Origin of the sequence: Burkholderia sp. SRS-25 (assembly GCF_004343765.1) — a bacterium.
GTDB classification, from domain to species: domain Bacteria; phylum Pseudomonadota; class Gammaproteobacteria; order Burkholderiales; family Burkholderiaceae; genus Burkholderia; species Burkholderia contaminans.
Map to the genome: position 1 here is coordinate 1 of NZ_PTXM01000015.1, position 18,579 is coordinate 18,579.

At 68.8% G+C, this 18,579-nt stretch carries 14 protein-coding genes; 7 read left to right on the plus strand and 7 right to left on the minus strand.

Annotated features, from left to right (window positions below; genetic code table 11):
• The 4 genes from C5O79_RS20720 to C5O79_RS20735 form a co-directional block, all read left to right on the plus strand.
• Window positions 1–1,832, plus strand: a 1,832-nt coding sequence (locus C5O79_RS20720; protein ID WP_131931608.1) for a collagen-like triple helix repeat-containing protein, incomplete at its 5' end; no start/stop codon positions are given.
• A gap of 120 nt (window positions 1,833–1,952) precedes the next feature.
• On the plus strand, window positions 1,953–3,236 hold the full coding sequence (locus tag C5O79_RS20725) for an isoprenylcysteine carboxylmethyltransferase family protein (RefSeq protein WP_046549356.1): 1,284 nt from the start codon (window positions 1,953–1,955) through the stop codon (window positions 3,234–3,236).
• 469 nt (window positions 3,237–3,705) lie between these two features.
• Window positions 3,706–4,296 (plus strand): histone acetyltransferase, encoded by a 591-nt coding sequence (locus tag C5O79_RS20730; protein WP_124617759.1) that lies wholly within the window; start codon window positions 3,706–3,708, stop codon window positions 4,294–4,296.
• 58 nt (window positions 4,297–4,354) lie between these two features.
• On the plus strand, window positions 4,355–4,927 hold the full coding sequence (locus C5O79_RS20735) for an NADPH-dependent FMN reductase (protein WP_131931610.1): 573 nt from the start codon (window positions 4,355–4,357) through the stop codon (window positions 4,925–4,927).
• Window positions 4,928–4,959: 32 nt separating this feature from the next.
• Here the strand turns inward: C5O79_RS20735 and C5O79_RS20740 are convergent, their stop codons facing one another.
• From C5O79_RS20740 to C5O79_RS20755, 4 genes are read right to left on the minus strand one after another with little or no spacing between them, the layout of a single operon-like run.
• On the minus strand, window positions 4,960–5,574 hold the full coding sequence (locus tag C5O79_RS20740) for a DUF2894 domain-containing protein (protein WP_131931612.1): 615 nt from the start codon (window positions 5,572–5,574) through the stop codon (window positions 4,960–4,962).
• Window positions 5,571–6,215, minus strand: a complete 645-nt coding sequence (locus C5O79_RS20745) for an OmpA family protein (protein ID WP_131931614.1) — start codon at window positions 6,213–6,215, stop codon at window positions 5,571–5,573. Before C5O79_RS20745 ends, C5O79_RS20740 begins: the two co-directional genes overlap by 4 nt.
• Before the next feature lie 3 nt (window positions 6,216–6,218).
• On the minus strand, window positions 6,219–8,786 hold the full coding sequence (locus C5O79_RS20750; RefSeq protein ID WP_131931616.1) for a DUF802 domain-containing protein: 2,568 nt from the start codon (window positions 8,784–8,786) through the stop codon (window positions 6,219–6,221).
• A gap of 10 nt (window positions 8,787–8,796) precedes the next feature.
• Window positions 8,797–9,582: a DUF3348 domain-containing protein gene (locus C5O79_RS20755; RefSeq protein WP_047851749.1), complete on the minus strand. Its 786-nt coding sequence runs from the start codon at window positions 9,580–9,582 to the stop codon at window positions 8,797–8,799.
• Window positions 9,583–9,972: 390 nt separating this feature from the next.
• Here C5O79_RS20755 and C5O79_RS20760 point away from each other — a divergent pair, with 390 nt between their 5' ends.
• The gene (locus tag C5O79_RS20760) at window positions 9,973–11,184 is read left to right on the plus strand and encodes a hypothetical protein (RefSeq protein WP_131931618.1); all 1,212 of its coding nucleotides are present in this window, start codon (window positions 9,973–9,975) and stop codon (window positions 11,182–11,184) included.
• 87 nt (window positions 11,185–11,271) lie between these two features.
• Here the strand turns inward: C5O79_RS20760 and C5O79_RS20765 are convergent, their stop codons facing one another.
• Complete coding sequence (locus C5O79_RS20765) at window positions 11,272–11,910, minus strand: LysE family translocator (protein WP_046549348.1); 639 nt, start codon at window positions 11,908–11,910, stop codon at window positions 11,272–11,274.
• Window positions 11,911–12,182: 272 nt separating this feature from the next.
• Between C5O79_RS20765 and C5O79_RS20770 the strand changes: the two genes are divergently transcribed.
• Both C5O79_RS20770 and C5O79_RS20775 read left to right on the plus strand, forming a co-directional pair.
• On the plus strand, window positions 12,183–12,761 hold the full coding sequence (locus C5O79_RS20770) for a hypothetical protein (RefSeq protein WP_131931620.1): 579 nt from the start codon (window positions 12,183–12,185) through the stop codon (window positions 12,759–12,761).
• Between the two features lie 189 nt (window positions 12,762–12,950).
• Window positions 12,951–14,330 carry an FAD-containing oxidoreductase gene (locus C5O79_RS20775; RefSeq protein ID WP_131931622.1) on the plus strand — a complete coding sequence of 460 codons (1,380 nt, stop codon included), beginning with the start codon at window positions 12,951–12,953 and terminating at the stop codon, window positions 14,328–14,330.
• A gap of 62 nt (window positions 14,331–14,392) precedes the next feature.
• Here C5O79_RS20775 and C5O79_RS20780 read toward each other — a convergent pair whose 3' ends face one another.
• Together C5O79_RS20780 and C5O79_RS20790 are read right to left on the minus strand one after the other, a co-directional pair.
• The gene (locus C5O79_RS20780) at window positions 14,393–17,383 is read right to left on the minus strand and encodes a non-ribosomal peptide synthetase (protein WP_131931624.1); all 2,991 of its coding nucleotides are present in this window, start codon (window positions 17,381–17,383) and stop codon (window positions 14,393–14,395) included.
• 269 nt (window positions 17,384–17,652) lie between these two features.
• Window positions 17,653–18,546 (minus strand): SDR family oxidoreductase, encoded by an 894-nt coding sequence (locus C5O79_RS20790; RefSeq protein ID WP_131931627.1) that lies wholly within the window; start codon window positions 18,544–18,546, stop codon window positions 17,653–17,655.
• Between the last annotated feature and the right edge of the window lie 33 nt (window positions 18,547–18,579).

The window sequence follows — 18,579 nt, forward strand, 5'->3', positions numbered from 1 at the left end:
CCCCCCCCCCCGCCCACCCAGCCCCCCCCCCTCATATCGGTCGCTCGGGTACTTCCGGCACCTCGGGTACCTCCGGCACCTCGGGTACTTCCGGCACCTCGGGTACTTCCGGCACCTCGGGTACCTCAGGCACGTCGGGTACCTCCGGCACCTCGGGCACTTCCGGCACTTCGGGTACTTCCGGCACTTCGGGTACCTCAGGCACGTCGGGTACCTCCGGCACCTCGGGCACTTCCGGCACCTCGGGCACTTCCGGCACTTCGGGTACTTCCGGCACTTCGGGTACTTCGGGTACTTCGGGTACTTCGGGTACTTCGGGTACTTCGGGTACTTCGGGTACTTCGGGTACTTCGGGTACTTCGGGTACTTCGGGCACTTCCGGCACTTCGGGCACTTCGGGCACTTCCGGCACTTCCGGCACTTCCGGCACTTCGGGCACGTCGGGCACGTCGGGCACTTCCGGCACCTCCGGCACCGGCGTCACCCCCCTCGGCAATGTCCTTCAGAAATCCGGCAACCTCGTGACGGCACTCGGCACGACGGTCGCAACCGGCGGCGCGCAGATCGGCGGCGTGCAGATCCCCGGCACGAACCCGACGACGGCCACCAGCGTCGGCAACGCGGTCACGAGCCTCGGCAACGGCGTGCAGGCGCTCGGCAACGGCGTCGCCGCCGGCCTCGGCTCGATCGGCGTGTCGGCCAACCCGCTCGGACCGACGCTGACGTCGACCACCGGCCTGCTGACCGGCGCCGGCGGCACGGTCAACAACCTCGGCAACGCGGTGACGAGCCTCGGCTCCGGCCCGCTGTCGCCGCTGTCGCCGGTCACGACGCTCGTCGGCGATCTCGTCAACACCGTCGGCAGCGCCGTCAACTCGACCGCGTCGGGCCTCAACACGGCGCTGAACAGCTCGCCGGTCCAGCAGCTCGAGACGCAGGTCGGCAAGGTGATCAACCCGATCACGAACACGCTGACCGGCGGGGTCACGACGCCGGGCGCCACGCAGACGCTCGGCGGCGTCACGCTGCTCGGCACGCCGCTCAACGGCCTGCTGAGCGCGCTCGGCAACGGCCTCGCCGGCGCCGGCACGAAGGTCGGCGGCGCGACCGACAACCCGGTCGGCGGCGCGCTCGGCGGTGTCGTGGCGCAGCTCGGCAACTCGGTGACGTCCACCGGCGGCCTCGTCCACGACAACAACGCCGGCAGCTCCAGCAGCGGCACGGGCGGCAGCAACCCGCTCGCCCCGATCACGGGCCTGCTCGGCACGCTGACGGGCGGCCTGGGCGGCGGCAGCTCGAGCGGTTCGGGCGGCACCAGCGGCACGAGCAGCGGCGGCCCGCTCGGTCCGGTCACGGGCCTGCTCGGCTCGCTGACGGGTGCGCTCGGCGGCCTCGGTTCGGGCGGCACGAGCGGTACCGGCGGAACGAGTGGCACGGGCGGCACCAGCGGCACCGGTGGCGCGGGTATCGGCGGCCTGCTTGCGCCGGTCACCAACCTCGTCAACTCGCTGACGCCGCTCGGCGCCAGCCTCACCGGCACGGTCACGACGCCGGGCGGCAACGTGACGGGCACGCTCGGCGGCCTGCTGTCGAGCGGCCCGGTCGGCACGGTGACGGGTGCGCTGACGACGCCGGCAGGCGCCGCGGGCGCCACCGGCACGGCCAGCCCCGGCGGTGCGGCCGGCTCGGTCACGACGCCGGCGGGTGGCGGCTCCGTGGTGGGCGGCCTGACCGGCGGCTCGAGCGGTGGTGCCGCGGGCGGCGCCGGCAACCTGCTGTCACCGGTGACGAACCTCCTGGGCGGACTGCTGGGCGGCGGCAACAAGAAGTAACGCTTTACCTAACAGAACCACAGGCCAATGGCCGGGCGCGCATCCATACAAAGCCCGGCCGACGGCCGGCGTCACCCGCCAAGCGGGGGCGCCGGCCCTCATTCGTACGAGGATCCGATCATGAATTCCACGCTTGACGGCATCGCCGCGGTCCAGGACCGCCCACCCCGTTCCGCCACGCCGCTGCGCGCCGGCCTGCTCGGCATCACCGCAGGGCTCTTCGCGCTGTGGATCACGCGCGACCAGCCGACCCTCGACGCAGCCACGCGCGCGGTCATCGCGAGCCTCGCGATCATCGGCACGATCGCGCTGCATGAGATCTTCATCTCGCGCGTCTACCTGCGCCCGAGCGCGGGCCTGTCGCGGCAAGCCGTCCGGCCGCTCGGCATCGCGCGCGTCGCGACGCGGCTCGGCGCGCTGACGTCGATCTATGCGGGCATCGGCGTGATCTACTGGCTGCTGCCCGAATACCATGGCCGGTTCTACCTGCCGTTCTGGTCGCTGCTGCGCTCGCTCGCGCCGTACGTGATCGTCGCCGCGCCGTTCTACTTCGCGTGGATGGACCGCCACCAGCGCGAGACCGACGACGCGTACCTGCTGTGGGGCCGCTTCCTGTTCCGCCGCGAGCAGCCCGCAAGCTGGAAGCCGGTGCGCGAGATGCTGGCCGGCTGGGGCGTGAAGGCGTTCTTCCTGCCGCTGATGACCGTCTACCTGTCGAAGGACGCCGATCACCTGACCGCGTCGCTCGCGAACGCGATGCATGCGCCGATGACGATCGCGACCTTCGTGTTCATGTACGACCTGTCGTTCACGATGGACCTGATGTTCGGCACCGTCGGCTACCTGTGCACGTTCCGCATCCTCGACAGCCACGTGCGCACCGTCGAGCCGACGACGCTCGGCTGGGTGGCCGCGCTGATGTGCTACCAGCCGTTCTGGTCGCTGTTCTCGAACAACTACATCCGCTACGAAGGCTCGATGTTCTGGGACAACTGGCTGATGTCGGCCCCGACGCTGCGCGTGATCTGGGGCTCGGTGATCATCCTGCTGCTGTTGACCTACGCGCTGTGCACGATCTCGTTCGGGCTGCGTTTCTCGAACCTCACCAACCGCGGGATCATCACGTCGGGCCCGTACCGCTTCACGAAGCATCCTGCGTACATCACGAAGAACCTGTCGTACTGGATGGTGTCGGTGCCGTTCGTCGAGCCGCTCGGCTGGCAGGTCGGGCTCATGCACTGCGCGGGGCTCGTCGCGATCAACCTGATCTACTACACGCGGGCGAAGACGGAAGAGCGCCACCTGATGCGCGATCCCGACTATCGCGCGTATGCCGAATGGATCGAGCAGCACGGGCTGTTCGCGCGGATCAGGCAGGCATTCGGGCAGCGCGCGCCGGCCTGATACGGTGGCAAAAGGCGGGGCCGGTTGCCCCGGGTAGTGGCTCGCCCTCATGCGGCCAATTGTCGCGAAACGACGCGATTCTCCGCCTTTCGTCGCTTTTCATCTCCTGTCCGATTGCCCGCCCGAATCACGTCGCGTATGGTGCTGCCCGTCCGCGAGCGATACGTCGCCCGGACCTTCGACCGTCGTCCCGCACGACGGCCGCGCGGGCCGTGCCCGCCGCTCACCGTCTCCGCGATGCCGCCCTTCGGCGCCGCGCATTCTTGAGGAGAGAGACGTGATCCACAAAGTCCTGATCCTGTTCGCACTCTGCATCGCGGGCCTCGCCGCGATCGCCGCCGGTTTCCAGCACATCCCCAGCTGATTCGCGGCCCCGGCTCGCTTCGCCGAGCCCGGGGGCCGCAGCCATTCCTTTCCCCTTTTGCGATGAACCACTTTCTCGGACCGCCCGGGACGGGCGACCTTTGCCATGCGTATCGACGTACAGCATTCCCAGCACGACATCGACGATGAACTCGACACGCTCTACGCGCGTCTCTACCAGCCAGGCCATCGCCTGCACGGCCTGCCGGCGGTCGCGCTCGGCCGCTCCGGCTTGATCGTCCGTCACCGCGAGGCGGACGGTGAATACTTCCTTTACGTCGAGGACCCGGCCGCGCGCCAGCTCACAGGCTATACGGTGTTCAACCGCCTGCCCGAAATCCCCCGCCGCGCCGACCGCTATCTGCGCGCGCCGCATACGCGGCTGCGCGGGTCCGCGCAACGCAAGGGGCTTGCGACGACGCTGTATCGCTGGGGGCTCGACGCAGGCCTGTGCCTGATCAGCGGCGCGCGCCAGTCGGTCGGCGCCGCGCAGTTGTGGACGGCGCTCGCGCAGGATTACCGGCACGGCTTCGTCGATATCGACGGGCGTGCGCTGCGTTATCTCGGCGAAACCGTCGACGACGACGTGCATGGCGCGCTGCATACGCGGCGGCTGATGCTCGGTCATGGATGGGAGATCGGGGAATTCGCGCGCGCGGCGGGGATGGCCGGTGCCGCCCGAGCACCGGTGCGATAATCCGTGCGACCCGCGCGACGCCCGCCGCTACGCAACGCGCCAACCGACACGCACATCGATGACCACCGATCCCCGCCACCACACCGACCGCCACATCGACATCGTCGCGCTGTGCGGCAGCCTTCGCGCCCAGTCGTACAACGCCGCGCTGCTCGATGCGGCCGCGCTCGTCGCGCCGCGCGGCATGCGCATCGCGCGCTTCGATCGTCTCGGTGAATTCCCGCTGTTCAATCCCGATACCGAATATCCGTCGCCCACCGCTGTGCGCGACCTGATCGACCGCGTGAATGCCGCCGACGGCCTGCTGATCGCGAGCCCGGAATACGCGCACGGCGTAACGGGCGTGATGAAGAACGCGCTGGACTGGATCGTGGGGTGCGAAGCCGTCGTGTACAAGCCGGTCGCGGTGCTGAACGCGTCGCCGCGCGCAACGCATGCGGACGCGGCGCTGCGGGAAACGCTGTCGGTGATGTCGGCGAACATCGTCGAGCGCGCGTCGATCACGCTGCCGATCCTCGGCAGTCAACTCGACGCGACGGGCATCGCCGCGCATCCGCCGTTCGCGTCGGCGCTGGCCGATGCGTTGCATGCGCTGCGCGCGGCGATCCAGGAAGCGGAACCGCGCCGGTAGCCACCCGCGTTCGTTCGTGAACGCGCGCAGCGTTACCGCGCCTTGGCGCGCGTCGCCTTCTTCGCCGGTTTGGCCACCTTCGCCCGCGGCGCTTCCTTCTCGGGCTGCGCGCCGCCGCCGGCGAGATCCTCGAGCCACGCGAGCGCGTCGACATACGACAGGAACTGCTGCAGATAAGCGGGCGACAACTCGCGCATCGTCGCGAGCGACCGGTGCACGAGACTGTTCGAATTGAGCGGCCCCGCGTTGCGCGGCACCTGGTCGAGCGACTGGCGGTATTGCTGTTCGGTGCGGACCTTCGACCACATCGTACGGAAGTAGTCGACCAGCTCGGGATCGAGCCCGCGCCGGTCGGCCTGCGCATCGCGCGCGAGCCGCTCGACGAGTGCCGCCAGCGCGCCGCGCGCGGGCGCACCTGCCGCGCTGCTCGCGGTTGCCGTTTCACCGGCGCGCGCCACCACTTCCGCAAAACCTTCGATCAGCGTCGCCAGCCGCGCGTCGAGCAACGCACGCACATCGCCTTCGAGCGCGGCCGCGCGCCGTTCGAGCGCGTCGATCCGGTGAAAGCGCACCGGATCGAGCCGGTCGGCGCCCTGCTCGCGCCATGCGTCGAGCGTCGCGCGAACGTGCGTCGCGTCGCCGGTCACTTCGCCTTCCCTCCGTTCGACGCCGACTTGCGCGGCACCGGCGCGATCTCCACGCGACGGTTCTTCGCGCGGCCTTCATCGTCCGCGTTCGAGCTGACCGGCTGCTCGGAGCCGAACGCCGCCGCGAACACCGACGACGCCGGCACGCCGGCGTCGATCAGCGCACGCGTGACCGTCAACGCTCGCTTGGCCGACAGTTCCCAGTTGTCCGCGAACAGGCGGTTGCCCGCGTGCACCTGCTGGTCGTCGGCGAAGCCGCTGATCATCAGGATCTCGTCACGCGTCTTCAGGTAGGTGCCCAACGGCGCGGCCAGCGTCTTCAGCAGGTCGCGGCCCGCGGGCTGCAACTGGTCGGAGTTCAGCGCGAACAGCACGTTGCCGCTGATGCCGATGCGCCCGTTCACGAGCGTCACGCGGCCGGCTGCAAGCGGCCCGGCGAGCGCCTGCTCGAGGGACTTGCGCTGCTGCGCTTCCTGCTGGCGCGCGCGCACGGCTTCCTCGAGCTTCGACGTGAGCTGAAGCTGCATGCCGATCACGCCGACGAGGATCAGCACGAACGCGCCGAGCAGCACCGACATCAGGTCGGCGAACGCGGGCCACACCGGCGCGGAGGTTGCGCCGCCGTCGATTTCGTCGTGCATGCGTTACGCTCCGACGCTCGCCCGCCGGCCGGCGAGCTGCTGCAGGTCTTCGACGATCTGCTTCTGCGACATCATGCTCAGGTCGATCACCTCGCGCGCCTGCGCGACGTAGTACTCGAGCTGCTCGTCGCTGCGCGCGAGCGACTTCTCGAGCGCGGCCTCGATGCGTTGCAGATGGGTCAGCAGCTTGTCGTTCGACTCGCCGAACACCTGCACGGCCATCCCGAACGCGTCGCCGAGGCTCGCGACCTCGACGGCGCCCGCCGTGACTTGCGCGGCCACCGAGTCGAGCTTGCGTGTTTCGGCATCGACGGTGTCGTTGAAGCGCGCGCCGACGCGATCGAGCAAGTCGGCCGACGTGCTGACGAGCGCGTCGATCGCGGTGCGCTGTTCGGTCGACGCGTGGTTGACCGCGCCGAGCAGCGTTTCGAGCGTCGCGAGCAGGCGGCTGCGCTCCTCGAGCATCGCGGTGTCGTGCACCAGGCTGTCGGACAGGCGCTGGCGCAGCTCGGCGACGACGTCGGCCGCGGCCTTCGGCGCCTCCGATGCAGCCTGCACGAGGCGCGCGATCTCGTTGATCGTGTCGCTCGCGTGCACCTGTGCCTGCGCGGTGATGTCGTTCGCGGTGCGGGCCAGCGTGTCGCAGATGTCCTGCTGGCGCGTCGCGGCCTGCGCGCTCGTCTGCGCCCATTCGTCGCGCAGCGCGGCGGCCATCGCGGTGAGCGACTCGTTCCATGCAGCGAGGCGTTCTTCGTCGCGGGCGGCCAGTTGCGTCTGCAGGCCGGCATGCGAATCGCGAATCGTCGACAGCAGTTCGTTCGAGCGTTGTTCGAACGTCGAAGCCTGTGCGCTCAGGTCGCGCGTCGTTTGTGCCAGTGCGTCGCAGATTTCCTGCTGACGGCCCGCACTATGTACACCTGCGCGCTGCCATTCGTCGTTGAGCTTCGTGGCCATCGCGGCCAGCGAGTCGTTCCACGCAGCGAGGCGTTCTTCGTCGCGCGCAGCCAGTTGCGTCTGCAGGCCCGTATGCGAATCGCGGATCGTCGACAGCAACGCGTCCGAACGTTGTTCGAACGTCGCAGCCTGCACCGTGAGATCGCGCGTCGTTTGCGCCAGTGCGTCGCAGATTTCCTGCTGACGGGCTGCGCTGTGCACGCCGGCGCGCTGCCATTCGTCGCCGAGCTTTGCGGCCATCGCGGCCAGCGAATCGTTCCACGCGGCGACGCGCTGTTCGTCGCGCGCCGCCAGGTCGGCCTGCAGCCCCGCGTGCGACTCGCGCATCGCGGCAAGCGTCGCGCCGGAATGGCGTTCGAACGCCGCGGCGGCCTCGCCCAGCGCGCGCGCATGCTGGCCGGCCAGCGTCTCGCCGACCTGCTCCTGGCGCGACAGCGCGTCGCGCCATGCGTCCGACAGTCGGCTTTCAGTCGATTCGAGGCGCGTCGCCACGCCGTCGAGCAGGTCCGTCGAACGCTGCGAGAACGTGTCGGTGAACTGGCCGAGCGTCGTCTGCAGCTGCTGCGCGACGGCATCGCCCGCGCGGCGCTGTTCGTCGAGCGCGCGGTTCCAGACGGCCGTCACGTTGCCGGTGGTCTTCTCGAAGCCGTCCGTCAGCCCGTCGAGCTGACGCTGCACGGCGCCCGTCACGGTGTCGCGCAGCGCAGCCATCTCCTGCGCGAGCCCGGTCATCGTCGCGGCGACGACCGGCTGCAGCGCGGCACCGGCCACGCGCGCGCTTTCGGCGGCGCTTTCCTTCAGCGCGTCGCCGACATTCGACGCGAGGCCCGCATAGGCGCGCTCGGTCCGGTCGAAAAACGCCTGCTGGCTTTCGATCTGGCGATCGTGCAGCGCGACGCTGCGCGCTTCGAGCGTCGTCATCATCGTCTGCAGCCGGTCGACCAGTGCCGGCATGACGTCGGCCTGGCGCTGCAGCAGCCGGAACGATTCGTCGCGCTGGTGCGCGGACGAATGCACGCGCAGCGTCGTCGCGATCTTCGCGTCGAGCTGCTGGGCCGCGTCGATCCGCTCGCGGCGCACGAGCGCGGACAGCAGCCCGAGCATCGCGGACGTCGCGACACCGGCGATCGACGTGCCGAATGCAAACCCGAGGCCCTTCACCGGCGCGATCAGCGATGCGCGGATCGCATCGAGATCGGTCGCGCTTTCGAGCGCAGCGCCGGTGCCCTTCAGCGTGACGACCATCCCGAGCAGCGTGCCGAGCATGCCGAGCAGCACGAGCAGGCCGACGAGGTAAGGCGTGAGCGACGGGCCCGGCAGCGCGACGCGCGCGCCTTCGACCCGCGCGCGCACGGCGCCGCGCAGGCCCGGGTGCAGCATATCGAGCCACGTGTCGAGCTTCGCGGGCGGCTCGGTCAGGCCGGCGACCGCGCGCGACAGCGTGGCGGTGGCCTGCCGGTAGCGCAGCAGCTCCCATGCGCCGGCGACGTAGCACGCGGCGATCAGCAGCGTGACGGCCGCTGCCAGCGGGTTCGACGCGACATAGCCGACGCCGATCCAGCCCACAGCGAGCAAACCGGCGACGAAGACAACGAGATCAAGGCGAATTCTGGACATAGCGTGTTGATTAGCTGGTGCGAAGGGCCGCGAGCAGCCCGTCTACCGTTTGAAACCGGACTTCGAGTTCGGCAAGCAGGATGCTTTGCATCTCGTCGCGAAACGTATCGAGCCATGCGCCGGGCACGATCGCCGCGACGGCCGTGCCATCGGCCACCATCGCACCGTCATCGGGCGGATCGGCCGTGGCTGCGGCTGCGGCTGCAGCAGCGGATTCGGCATCGGCCAGCGCCTGCCGCTCCGCGTCGCGCAGCCGCCCGAAACGCGTACCGAGCAGCGCGGGGATGGGCGACAGCAGGCTGCGCTCGCGCGCGCCGAGCACGCGCTCCATGATCGCGTCGAGCGTCGCGAGCCGCGCCATCCCGGACGAGCGGGCGGCGACCGCGACCCGCAGGCGGCCGCGCAACTGGCCGATCGCCGTTTCCATGTCCTGCTGCAGGGACAGATAACGCTGGCGGAAGTCCGCGAAATCGGCCGTGTCGGCGGCCGGCGGCGGCGGATCGCCGGGCCGGCGCCGCGCACGGGGCCGGTTGGCGGCCGTGATCGCCTGCGCGAGCTCGTGGCGCACGCGCGCGCAGTCACGCTCCGCGTCGTAGCCGCGCACGCCGGCCGCGACGCCGGGCGGGCTCGCGTTCAGCGCGGACGATAGCGTGATCGCGTCGGTCCAGCCGAGCCACTGGCTCAGCCGGTCGGACAGTGTCTGTCGGGATTCCGCGACGTCGGCATCGGCCAGGCGCGCGAGCAGCCGGACGAGCGCCGGGCCGCTCAGTGCCGGGCGCGGAGGTGCTTGCACCATGCTGCAAACCGTCAAAAAAGGCAGCAGTTTACACGTCGCCGGGACGTGGGCCGCCAGAATCGGGGAAGCGGTGCCGTTCGGCGCCGCATGCGACACACGCGAACGCCCGCCGCGCAAGGCTTGGCGGGCGAACGGGGGCTGCGGCGGAGACGGTCCTGCCGCGCCCTTGCCTTGCCTTGCCCACGCCTTGGCCCTGGCTCCAGATCCTGTCCCTGCTCCCGCCCCCGCCACATCACCCACCGGTCGCGAATATCGTCCGACTATACCCACCGCGTTGCGCTACCATCGCAACACCCGCCGAGCCACGCGTGCCGGCCGCGGGCGGCGCCCCTGAGAGCGGGCGCCACCGACCCACAACGACAACAGACGGGCCCGGCCCGACCGCCCACGATGCTTGCCAATCTCGTCACGCGCCTGCGCGACCGTTTCGGCAAACCGCCGACCCCGCAGGCTTTCGCGGAACGCCTGATCGCCACGCTGCGCGCATCGGGCGACACCCGCACCTGGCGGCACGAGGACGAGAAAGGCTGCCTCGTCCAGTCGGATGCGCCGTCGAACATCATCAACCTGCACAACCTGTTCCGCGACTACGCGGCCGCGAAGCCGTCCGAGCGGGACACCGTGCTGAAACGGCAGGCGAACGCGATGATGCAGCACGAGATCCCGACGGATTTCGCCGTCGCGCGCGCGAAGCTGCGGCCCGTGATCCGCAGCGCGACCGAGCGCGGCGTGGCCGCGCTGCAACTGGCCGGGCAGGCCGGCATCACGGCGCTGGCGTTCCGGCCGCTGTGCGAGAACATCGAAATCGGCATCGCATACGACGGCGAGTTCAACATCGCGCGCCTGCCGACCGCGACGCTCGACCAATGGGGCGTCTCGTTCGACGAAGCCTGCGACATCGCGATCGACAACCTGCGGGCCGAATCGTCGAAGCCGTGGGCCGCGCTGCCGAACGGCGTGTTCCTGTCGCAATTCGACGACTCCTACGACGCGGCGCGGCTGCTGCTGACCGACCTGCTCCACCGCCAGCCGATCGCCGGCGCGCCGGTCGTGATGGCGCCGAACCGCGCGGTGCTGCTGCTCACCGGCGACCGCAATCCAGCCGGGCTCGCCGCCATGGTCGACCTCGCCGAACAGGCGCAGGCGCAGCCGCGCCCGCTGCCGCCGCTGATGCTGCGCTGGGACGGCGCCGCCTGGCAGCAATTCGTGCCGGCAGGGCTCGAAGCGAAGCTGCACGCGCTGCGCATCGGCGAGCTCGCGGGCGACTACCAGGATCAGCGGATGCTGCTCAACGACGTGCATGAGCGCGACGGCATCGACATCTTCGTGGCGACCTACTCGGTGTACAAGCGCCAGGACGGCAGCCTGTTCAGCGTCGGCGTGTGGAGCGACGGCGTGCCTTCCCTGCTGCCCGAGACGGATATCGTCGCGCTCCATCGCGGCTCGACGGGGCAGTCCGCGTACGTGCCGCTGGCCGAGCTGCTGCACACGTGCGGCGACCTGATGACGGCCACCGGGCATCGCCCGGTGCGCTATGAAGTGAAGGCATTTCCGGACGACACGCGGTTCGCGGCGCTGCTGGCGCGGTTCAGCGAAGCCTGATGCCGATACGCGTTCGCGCGGTGTGCGCCGGCAGCCGGCCACGGGAGTGGCCGGCCGCCGTGCGATGCGGATGGGGAATGGAAGCGGTCAGATGCCCGCTTTCGGGGCGTTCAGGATCAGTCGCAGCCCGAGCAGCGTGATCGCGCCGGCGGCGATGCGGTCGACCCACTTCTTCGCGCGCAGATAGAGCTCGCGCGGCCGGCGCGTGGAAAAGCACAGCGCGACGATCGTGTACCAGCCGAACTCGACGCCGAACACGAGCGGCGGCAGCGCCAGATAGCACCACAGCGGCGGATGCTGCGGGAGCAGCGCCGCGAAGATGCTGCCGTACCAGATCGCCGTCTTCGGGTTGCTGAGCTGGGTCGTGAGGCCCGTCCAGAACGACTTGCGCGCGCTGCCGGCGGCCATCGCCTGCGGATCGTCCATCGCGATCGGCCGGTCGGCGCCGCGCCAGATCTTCGACGCCATGTAGATCAGGTATGCACCGCCCGCCACCTTGAGGCCCACGTACAACCATTCGACGGCCTGCAGCAGCGTGTAGAGCCCGGCCAGCGCGACGCCGCCGAACACGATGCCGCCGATGCCCATGCCGAGCGCGGTGGCCAGCCCGTCGCGGCGCGACAGCCCGATCGAATTGCGGGCAACCAGCACGAAGCTCGGGCCCGGAATCATCGCGCCGAGAAACAGCGCGGCCAGGATGGCGAGTACGGCAGCCGATGCAGTCATCGAAGTCTCCTTGGTGAGTGACGCCGAATCGCCAGCGCCTGCGTGTCGTTTCCGACGGTCGGGCCGTTGATTCTGGCACGCTTCGCGCATGGCCGAAAGCGGCTTGTCGCTGCTATGCTGGCCCTCTTTCCCGTCGGTCGCGCCCTGCCCATGATCGAGATTCGCGCCGCCCGTCGCGTTCAATCCGGTGCCGGGCACCGAGTTTCCCGGGCGGGACTTGTAACATCCTCGCCATCGGCACCTCCTTCCTCCATTCGACCGGACACCCCGTGATGCGCGTTTCCCGCCTGCCCATCGTGTTCCTCCCGCTGATCGCCGCGTTTTCGTTCAACGCCCGCGCAGGCGACCTGCCGAAATCGGTCGCCGCGCAGTTGCCGCCCGGCTACCAGCCGCTGCTCGCGCATGCCGGGCCGGATCTCGACAACGGGCGGCGCAGCTTCCTCGTCGTCGTGCACCGGGCGGTCGATACGCGCGAGCAGCCGTCGCCGCGTCCGCTGCTGATCTTCGAGGAACAACCGGATCACGCATTCCGGCTCGTCGCGCGCAACGACCAGGTCGTGCTGCGCGCGAACGAAGGCGGCCAGTGCGATCCGTTCGATCCCGAAGATGCCGCCGACAACGGCTTCGCGATAAAAGGCCGCTATTTCACCGTGCAGAACTTCGTCGCGTGCGGGCAGCACTGGAGCGACTACGTGACGTTCCGCTACGACCCGCGCACGCACGGATGGCTGTTTTCGAACCGGATCGTCACCGAATCGTTTCCGCTCGACGACCAGCCCGACCACGTCACCGTCACGCGCGCCGACGCGCACCGGCCGGTGTCGTTCAGTCAGTGGCAACGCAAGGACTGACGCGACCTGTTGCGTCGCGCGGCAGCGGATGCGGCTTCGGTCAGACGCCATCGCATCCCGCCCCGCCACCGCTCGCGAGCGCACGCCAACAGGACTACCATAGGCGCTCGCCGTCGGGCGACCCTGCACCGGCCTCGGACGCGGCTCGCCCGCCTACGCTCCCTCGCTGCACCCGCACTGGAGGACGTCATGACGCAACACTTCGACGCGATCGTCATCGGCACCGGTCAGGCCGGCCCGCCACTCGCCGCGCGGCTGTCCGCCGCCGGGATGAAGGTCGCGATCATCGAGCGCGGCCGCTTCGGCGGCACCTGCGTGAACACCGGCTGCATCCCGACCAAGACGCTGATCGCAAGCGCCTACGCCGCGCACCTCGCGCGCCGCGCCGGTGAATACGGCGTGTCGGTGGGCGGCGCAGTCACCGTCGACATGAAAGCCGTGAAGGCACGCAAGGACCAGATCTCCGGGCGCTCGAACCAGGGTGTCGAGCAATGGGTGCGCGGGCTGGAAAACGCGACCGTCATCCAGGGTCATGCGCGCTTCGAAGGCGCGACCACCGTGCGCGTGGGCGACACACTGCTCGAAGCCGAGCGCATCTTCATCAACGTCGGCGGGCGCGCGCAGGTGCCGGCCATGCCCGGCCTCGACACGGTGCCGTACCTGACCAACTCGACGATGATGGACGTCGACTTCCTGCCCGAGCATCTCGTGATCGTCGGCGGCAGCTACATCGGGCTCGAGTTCGGCCAGATGTATCGCCGTTTCGGGTCGAAGGTCACGATCGTCGAGAAGGGCTCGCGCCTGATCCGGCGCGAGGACGAAGACGTGTCGCAGGCGGTGCGCGAGATCCTCGAAAACGAAGGGATCGACGTGCAGCTCGACGCGACCTGCCTGAGCGCGCGGCGCGACGGCAGCGGCATTGCGGTCGGCCTCGACTGCACGGGCGGCGGCCGCGAAGTCGCGGGCTCGCACCTGCTGCTCGCGGTCGGACGCGTGCCGAACACCGACGATCTCGGGCTCGACCGCGCGGGCGTCGCGACCGACGCGCGCGGCTACATCGAGGTCGACGAACAGTTGCGCACGAACGTGCCCGGCATCTGGGCGCTCGGCGACTGCAACGGGCGCGGCGCGTTCACGCACACCGCGTACAACGACTACGAGATCGTCGCGGCCAACCTGCTCGACAACGATCCGCGCAAGGTGTCCGATCGCATCGCAGCGTACGCGCTGTACGTCGATCCGCCGCTCGGCCGCGTCGGCATGACGCTCGCGGAAGCGAAGCAGACCGGCCGCCGGCTGCTCGTCGGCACGCGCCCGATGACGCGCGTCGGCCGTGCGGTGGAAAAAGGCGAGAGCCTGGGTTTCATGAAGGTGATCGTCGACGCGGACAGCCACGCGATCCTCGGCGCGTCGATCCTCGGCGTGACGGGCGACGAAGTCGTGCACGGCATGCTCGACGTGATGGCTGCAGGAGCGCCGTACACGACGATCAGCCGCGCGATGCACATCCACCCGACCGTGTCGGAGCTCGTGCCGACGCTTCTGCAGGATCTGCATCCGGTCGAATGACGGGCGGCGGGCGGCGGTGCATCGACGTCGCCCGGGAGGCGAGCGGTATGCGGTTGTCGCGCTCACCCCGCAACCCGATGGCCGATCGACCGCTCCATGTACCGCGCCAGTTGCTCGCGGGAAAATGCCGGCTGCGCGATGCCGCTGCCTTCGAGAAATTCGATCACGTTGCGGCAGTCCCACACGTAATTGTTCTGATACAGCTCGGCCGTGGACATCCCGTCGCGAATGTTGTCGTCGAACAGGCTCAATAGCGGATAGAGCGGTGCGTCGATATCGGTCTTCCACGCATCGCGCCATTCGCGGAACGGCACGACCCGGAACCGCAAGCCGAAGTAGCGTTCCAGCCTCGAGAAGAACTCCCGAAGCGTCAGGTTGGCCTCGGGTGAATTGATCAGATTGAATTTCCGCCCCAGCGCCGCCGGATTGCGCGAAATCCACGCAAGCGCTTTCGTCATGTAGTCCACGCTCGTGAGCCCTTCGCGCAGGTCCTCGAGGTCGGGCACGGTGCCGAGCGCCATGCACGTCTTCACGAGCCGCCCCCACCATTGATAATCGGCGCTGACGCCGGTCTCGCCGTGAAACGTCGCGTAGCCGAGACGGAACGTCATCAGCGGCAGGCCGTGCTGCGCCGCCAGGTCGGCCATTTTTTCCATCACCCATTTGCTGCGCGTATAGCCGATGTCCTCGAGCACCGCCGGCAGGTTCTGATCGATGTCGTCCGCTTCGGTCATCATGGCCTTGCCGGTGAAGCGATGCCCCCAGCTGTACACCGAGATCGTCGACAGCAGGATCAGCGCCTTGGTGCGCCTGTACCCGGCGAAAGCGAGGATCTGGGTCAGGCCGTCCACGTTGATCTTCTTCATGAACGAATACGGCTGGATGAAATTGACCGCGCCAGCCGAGTGGTAAACGATGTCGATTTCGTCCGCCAGCGCCGCGTAGCGCCGCTCGTCCAGCCCGAAGCGCGCCTGCGTGATATCACCCGCCCACACTCGGATGCGGGATCGCTCGTCCGGCCCGAGGTTCACGTCGTAGGCGCGCAGCTTTTCGTCGATCCGCGCACGTCCCGCGGCGGCATCTTCCGCACGCACAAGGCAATGCACGATCGCCGACGTCGTCGCGAGCAGTTCGGCCAGCAAATGAACGCCGACGAACCCCGTGGCGCCCGTCAGCAGAATCGTGCGCGGGCGCGCCAGCAGCGCGACGTCGAAGGCGCCACTGAAATCCGCCTGCGCCGGCACGCGGATATCGTTCGAGAGCGCATAAACGGGCTCGCGGTCGATCTCGAGCGCCGCCGCGACACGCCGCTCGATCTCGCCTGCGAGCCCTTCCACCGACAAGTGCTCGTAGACGTCACGGATCAGCATCTTCGTGCCCGCGGCATCCGACAGCGCCCTGGCAAGCTTCGCCGTCAGCAGCGAATTGCCGCCGATGTCGAAGAAACTGTCGGTCTTGCGAAACGACGCATGGCCGGTCAGCGCGACGAAAGCATCCATCACGATCCGCTCGACGGCGGTATACGACTCCTGCTCGGTCCGGTTGCGCAGTTCGTCGTGGTAACGCTGCTGCAGCGCGGCCCGGTCGGTCTTGCCGTTCGCCGTCACGGGGATGTCGTCGAGCAGCACGTGACCGACGGGCCACATGTAATCCGGCAGGTATTGCCGCACGCTTGCCTTCAGCGCGTCGACGACCCGCTCGGGCGGCACGGCGGGATCAGCCGGCACGACGAACGCAACCAGTTCCTTGCCGGTTCCGGCGATGCGGGGCAACGCCAGCACCAGCGCCTTGCGTACCACGTCCGCTCTGGCGAGCACCGCCTGGATTTCGCCCAGCTCGACCAGGTTGCCGCGAATCTTGACCTGATCGTCCAGACGGCCGAGAAACTGGATCGAGCCGTCGTTCAGACGGCGCCCGAGATCGCCCGTGCGATAGATGATCCGATCCGGCCGTTGCGGATGCGGACGGAATTTCTCGCGAGTCAACGCAGGGTTGTTCAGGTAGCCGCGAGCCAGGCCTGGCCCGCCGATGCAGATCTCGCCGACGTCGTTCTCCCCCACCGCTTCCCGCGCATCGTTCAGGATCAGGATCTCGGTATTGCCGACCGGGTGTCCGATCGATGCCGGACGGCCAAGCGTCGCGCTCGGAACGACGTGATACGTCGCGAAGATCGTCGCTTCGGTCGGCCCGTAGTAATCGACCACCGTGTAACTGACTCGATCGGTATCGACCGGATCGAGCTTTTCGCCGGCCGTGAACAGATACTCGAGCTTCAGGTCCGCCGGCTGGCCGACACCCACCACGTCGGCCACCATCACGGTGGGCACGTACGCATGCGTGATCCGGTGACGGGTGAAGAAGCCGACGAGCGCATCGGCGTCGAAACGCGTTTCGTCGTCCGGCAGGAACAGCGTCGCCCCCGCGCAGAGGGCCGACCAGATTTCCCACTGCGATACATCGAAGCCGAGGCCCGCCATCAGCGTCGCGCGGCTTTCGGCATTCATCGAAAAACGCGCGTTGTGCCAGCCGACGAGTGTGGCCACGGCGGCATGCTCGACAATGACGCCTTTCGGCGCGCCGGTGGAGCCGGACGTGAAGATCACGTAGATCGCACCCTCCGGCGCATCGGCGGGTCGCGTCGCATGCGCGTTGTCCCGGTCGGGCCGCCGCACCGACAGGTCCGCCACACTGATGAACGGAACGGCCGCATCCCGCTGCGTCGCGCGGGCCGTCAACACCAGCGACGCATCGCATTGCTGCAGGATGAGGTCCTTGCGGGCGTCGGGATAACGTTCGTCGATCGGGACATACGTCGCACCGGCCTTCAGAATGCCGAGGATACCGACGATGAAGTCGACGTTACGCGCCGCCTCGATCGGCACCAGGCTGCCGCGCCCGATGCCCCGGCCTCGCAATGCACCGGCAACCGCGTCGCTCCGACGATCCAGCTCGCGGTAACTCAGGCACGCTTGCTCCGACACCACGGCCGACGTGTCTCCTCGTACGGCCGCGCACATCTGAAACTTCTCGAGCACATTCGATTGAGTCGTCATCGTTTTGATTCCTCGCATCGAAACGAACAGATCCCAATATAGATTTGAATGAATAAAAAGCAATTCTGCGCACGAGACGGATGGCGGCTGAAACGAAAAGCGAAACGATGAAGATGTTTGATGCGACTGGCGGAGCATTCGACGACAGCGCGCAAACGCATCGGTACATGGAAACCGGCGCGCAGGTCGGGAAGATCGTCGTCACGGTCTGAACGGTGCAACGCGGGCGTGCCGCTTGTCTGGATACGACGGCACGCCCGCCGCCCCGCTCAGCCTTCGAAATAACTCGGCCGGTCGATATCGGCCAGCAGCCCCGGCTGCGTCGGCGCCCAGTCGAGCGATGCACGCGTGCGCTCGCTCGTTGCGGGCGCATCCATTCCCGCGAACATCGCGAACCAGCCGAAGTGTTCGCCCGCTTCCGCCGCCGTCTTCGCGACGACCGGCACGTTCAGCCGCCGGCCGATCACCTCCGCGATGTCCCTGAACCGCACACCCGTATCGTCGACCGCGTGATAGCGCGCGCCGGCCGCACCGCGCTCGATCGCGAGCCGGTACACACGCGCCGCGTCGAGCCGGTGCACGGCCGGCCAGCGGTTGTCGCCTTCGCCGATGTAGGCCGACACGCCCTTCTCCCGCGCGAACGCGATCAGGCGCGGCACGAAAGCGTGATCGCCGTCGCCATGCACGGACGGCGGCAGACGCACGACCGACGCATGCACGCCGCGCGCCTCCAGCGCGACCGCGGTCGCTTCGGACGCCCGCGGGTAGGTCGACGTCACCGGCACGTGCGGATCGTCCTCCGTCGCCGCGCGCCCCGGCGCGACGAGTGCGAGGCCGGACGTGACGACCAGCGGCCGCGCCGAGCCGGCGAGCACCGCACCGATCGTCTCGATCGCGCGGCGATCGAGCTCGCAGTTCTGCGCGAAGCGCGAGAAGTCGTGATTGAATCCCGTATGGATCACCGCGTCGGCGGCTTCGACGCCGCGCGTGAGGCTGTCGAGATCCTCGAGCGACCCGCGATGGACATCGGCGCCGGCCGCCGCAACCGACGACGCGGCCGCATCGGACCGCGCGAGACCGAGCACCGAGTGCCCGGCGGCAACGAGTTCGGCCACGACGGCAGAGCCGACGAAGCCCGACGCTCCAGTAACAAAGACACGCATGTTCAACACCTCCGGATGGCAGGGAGGCTTACT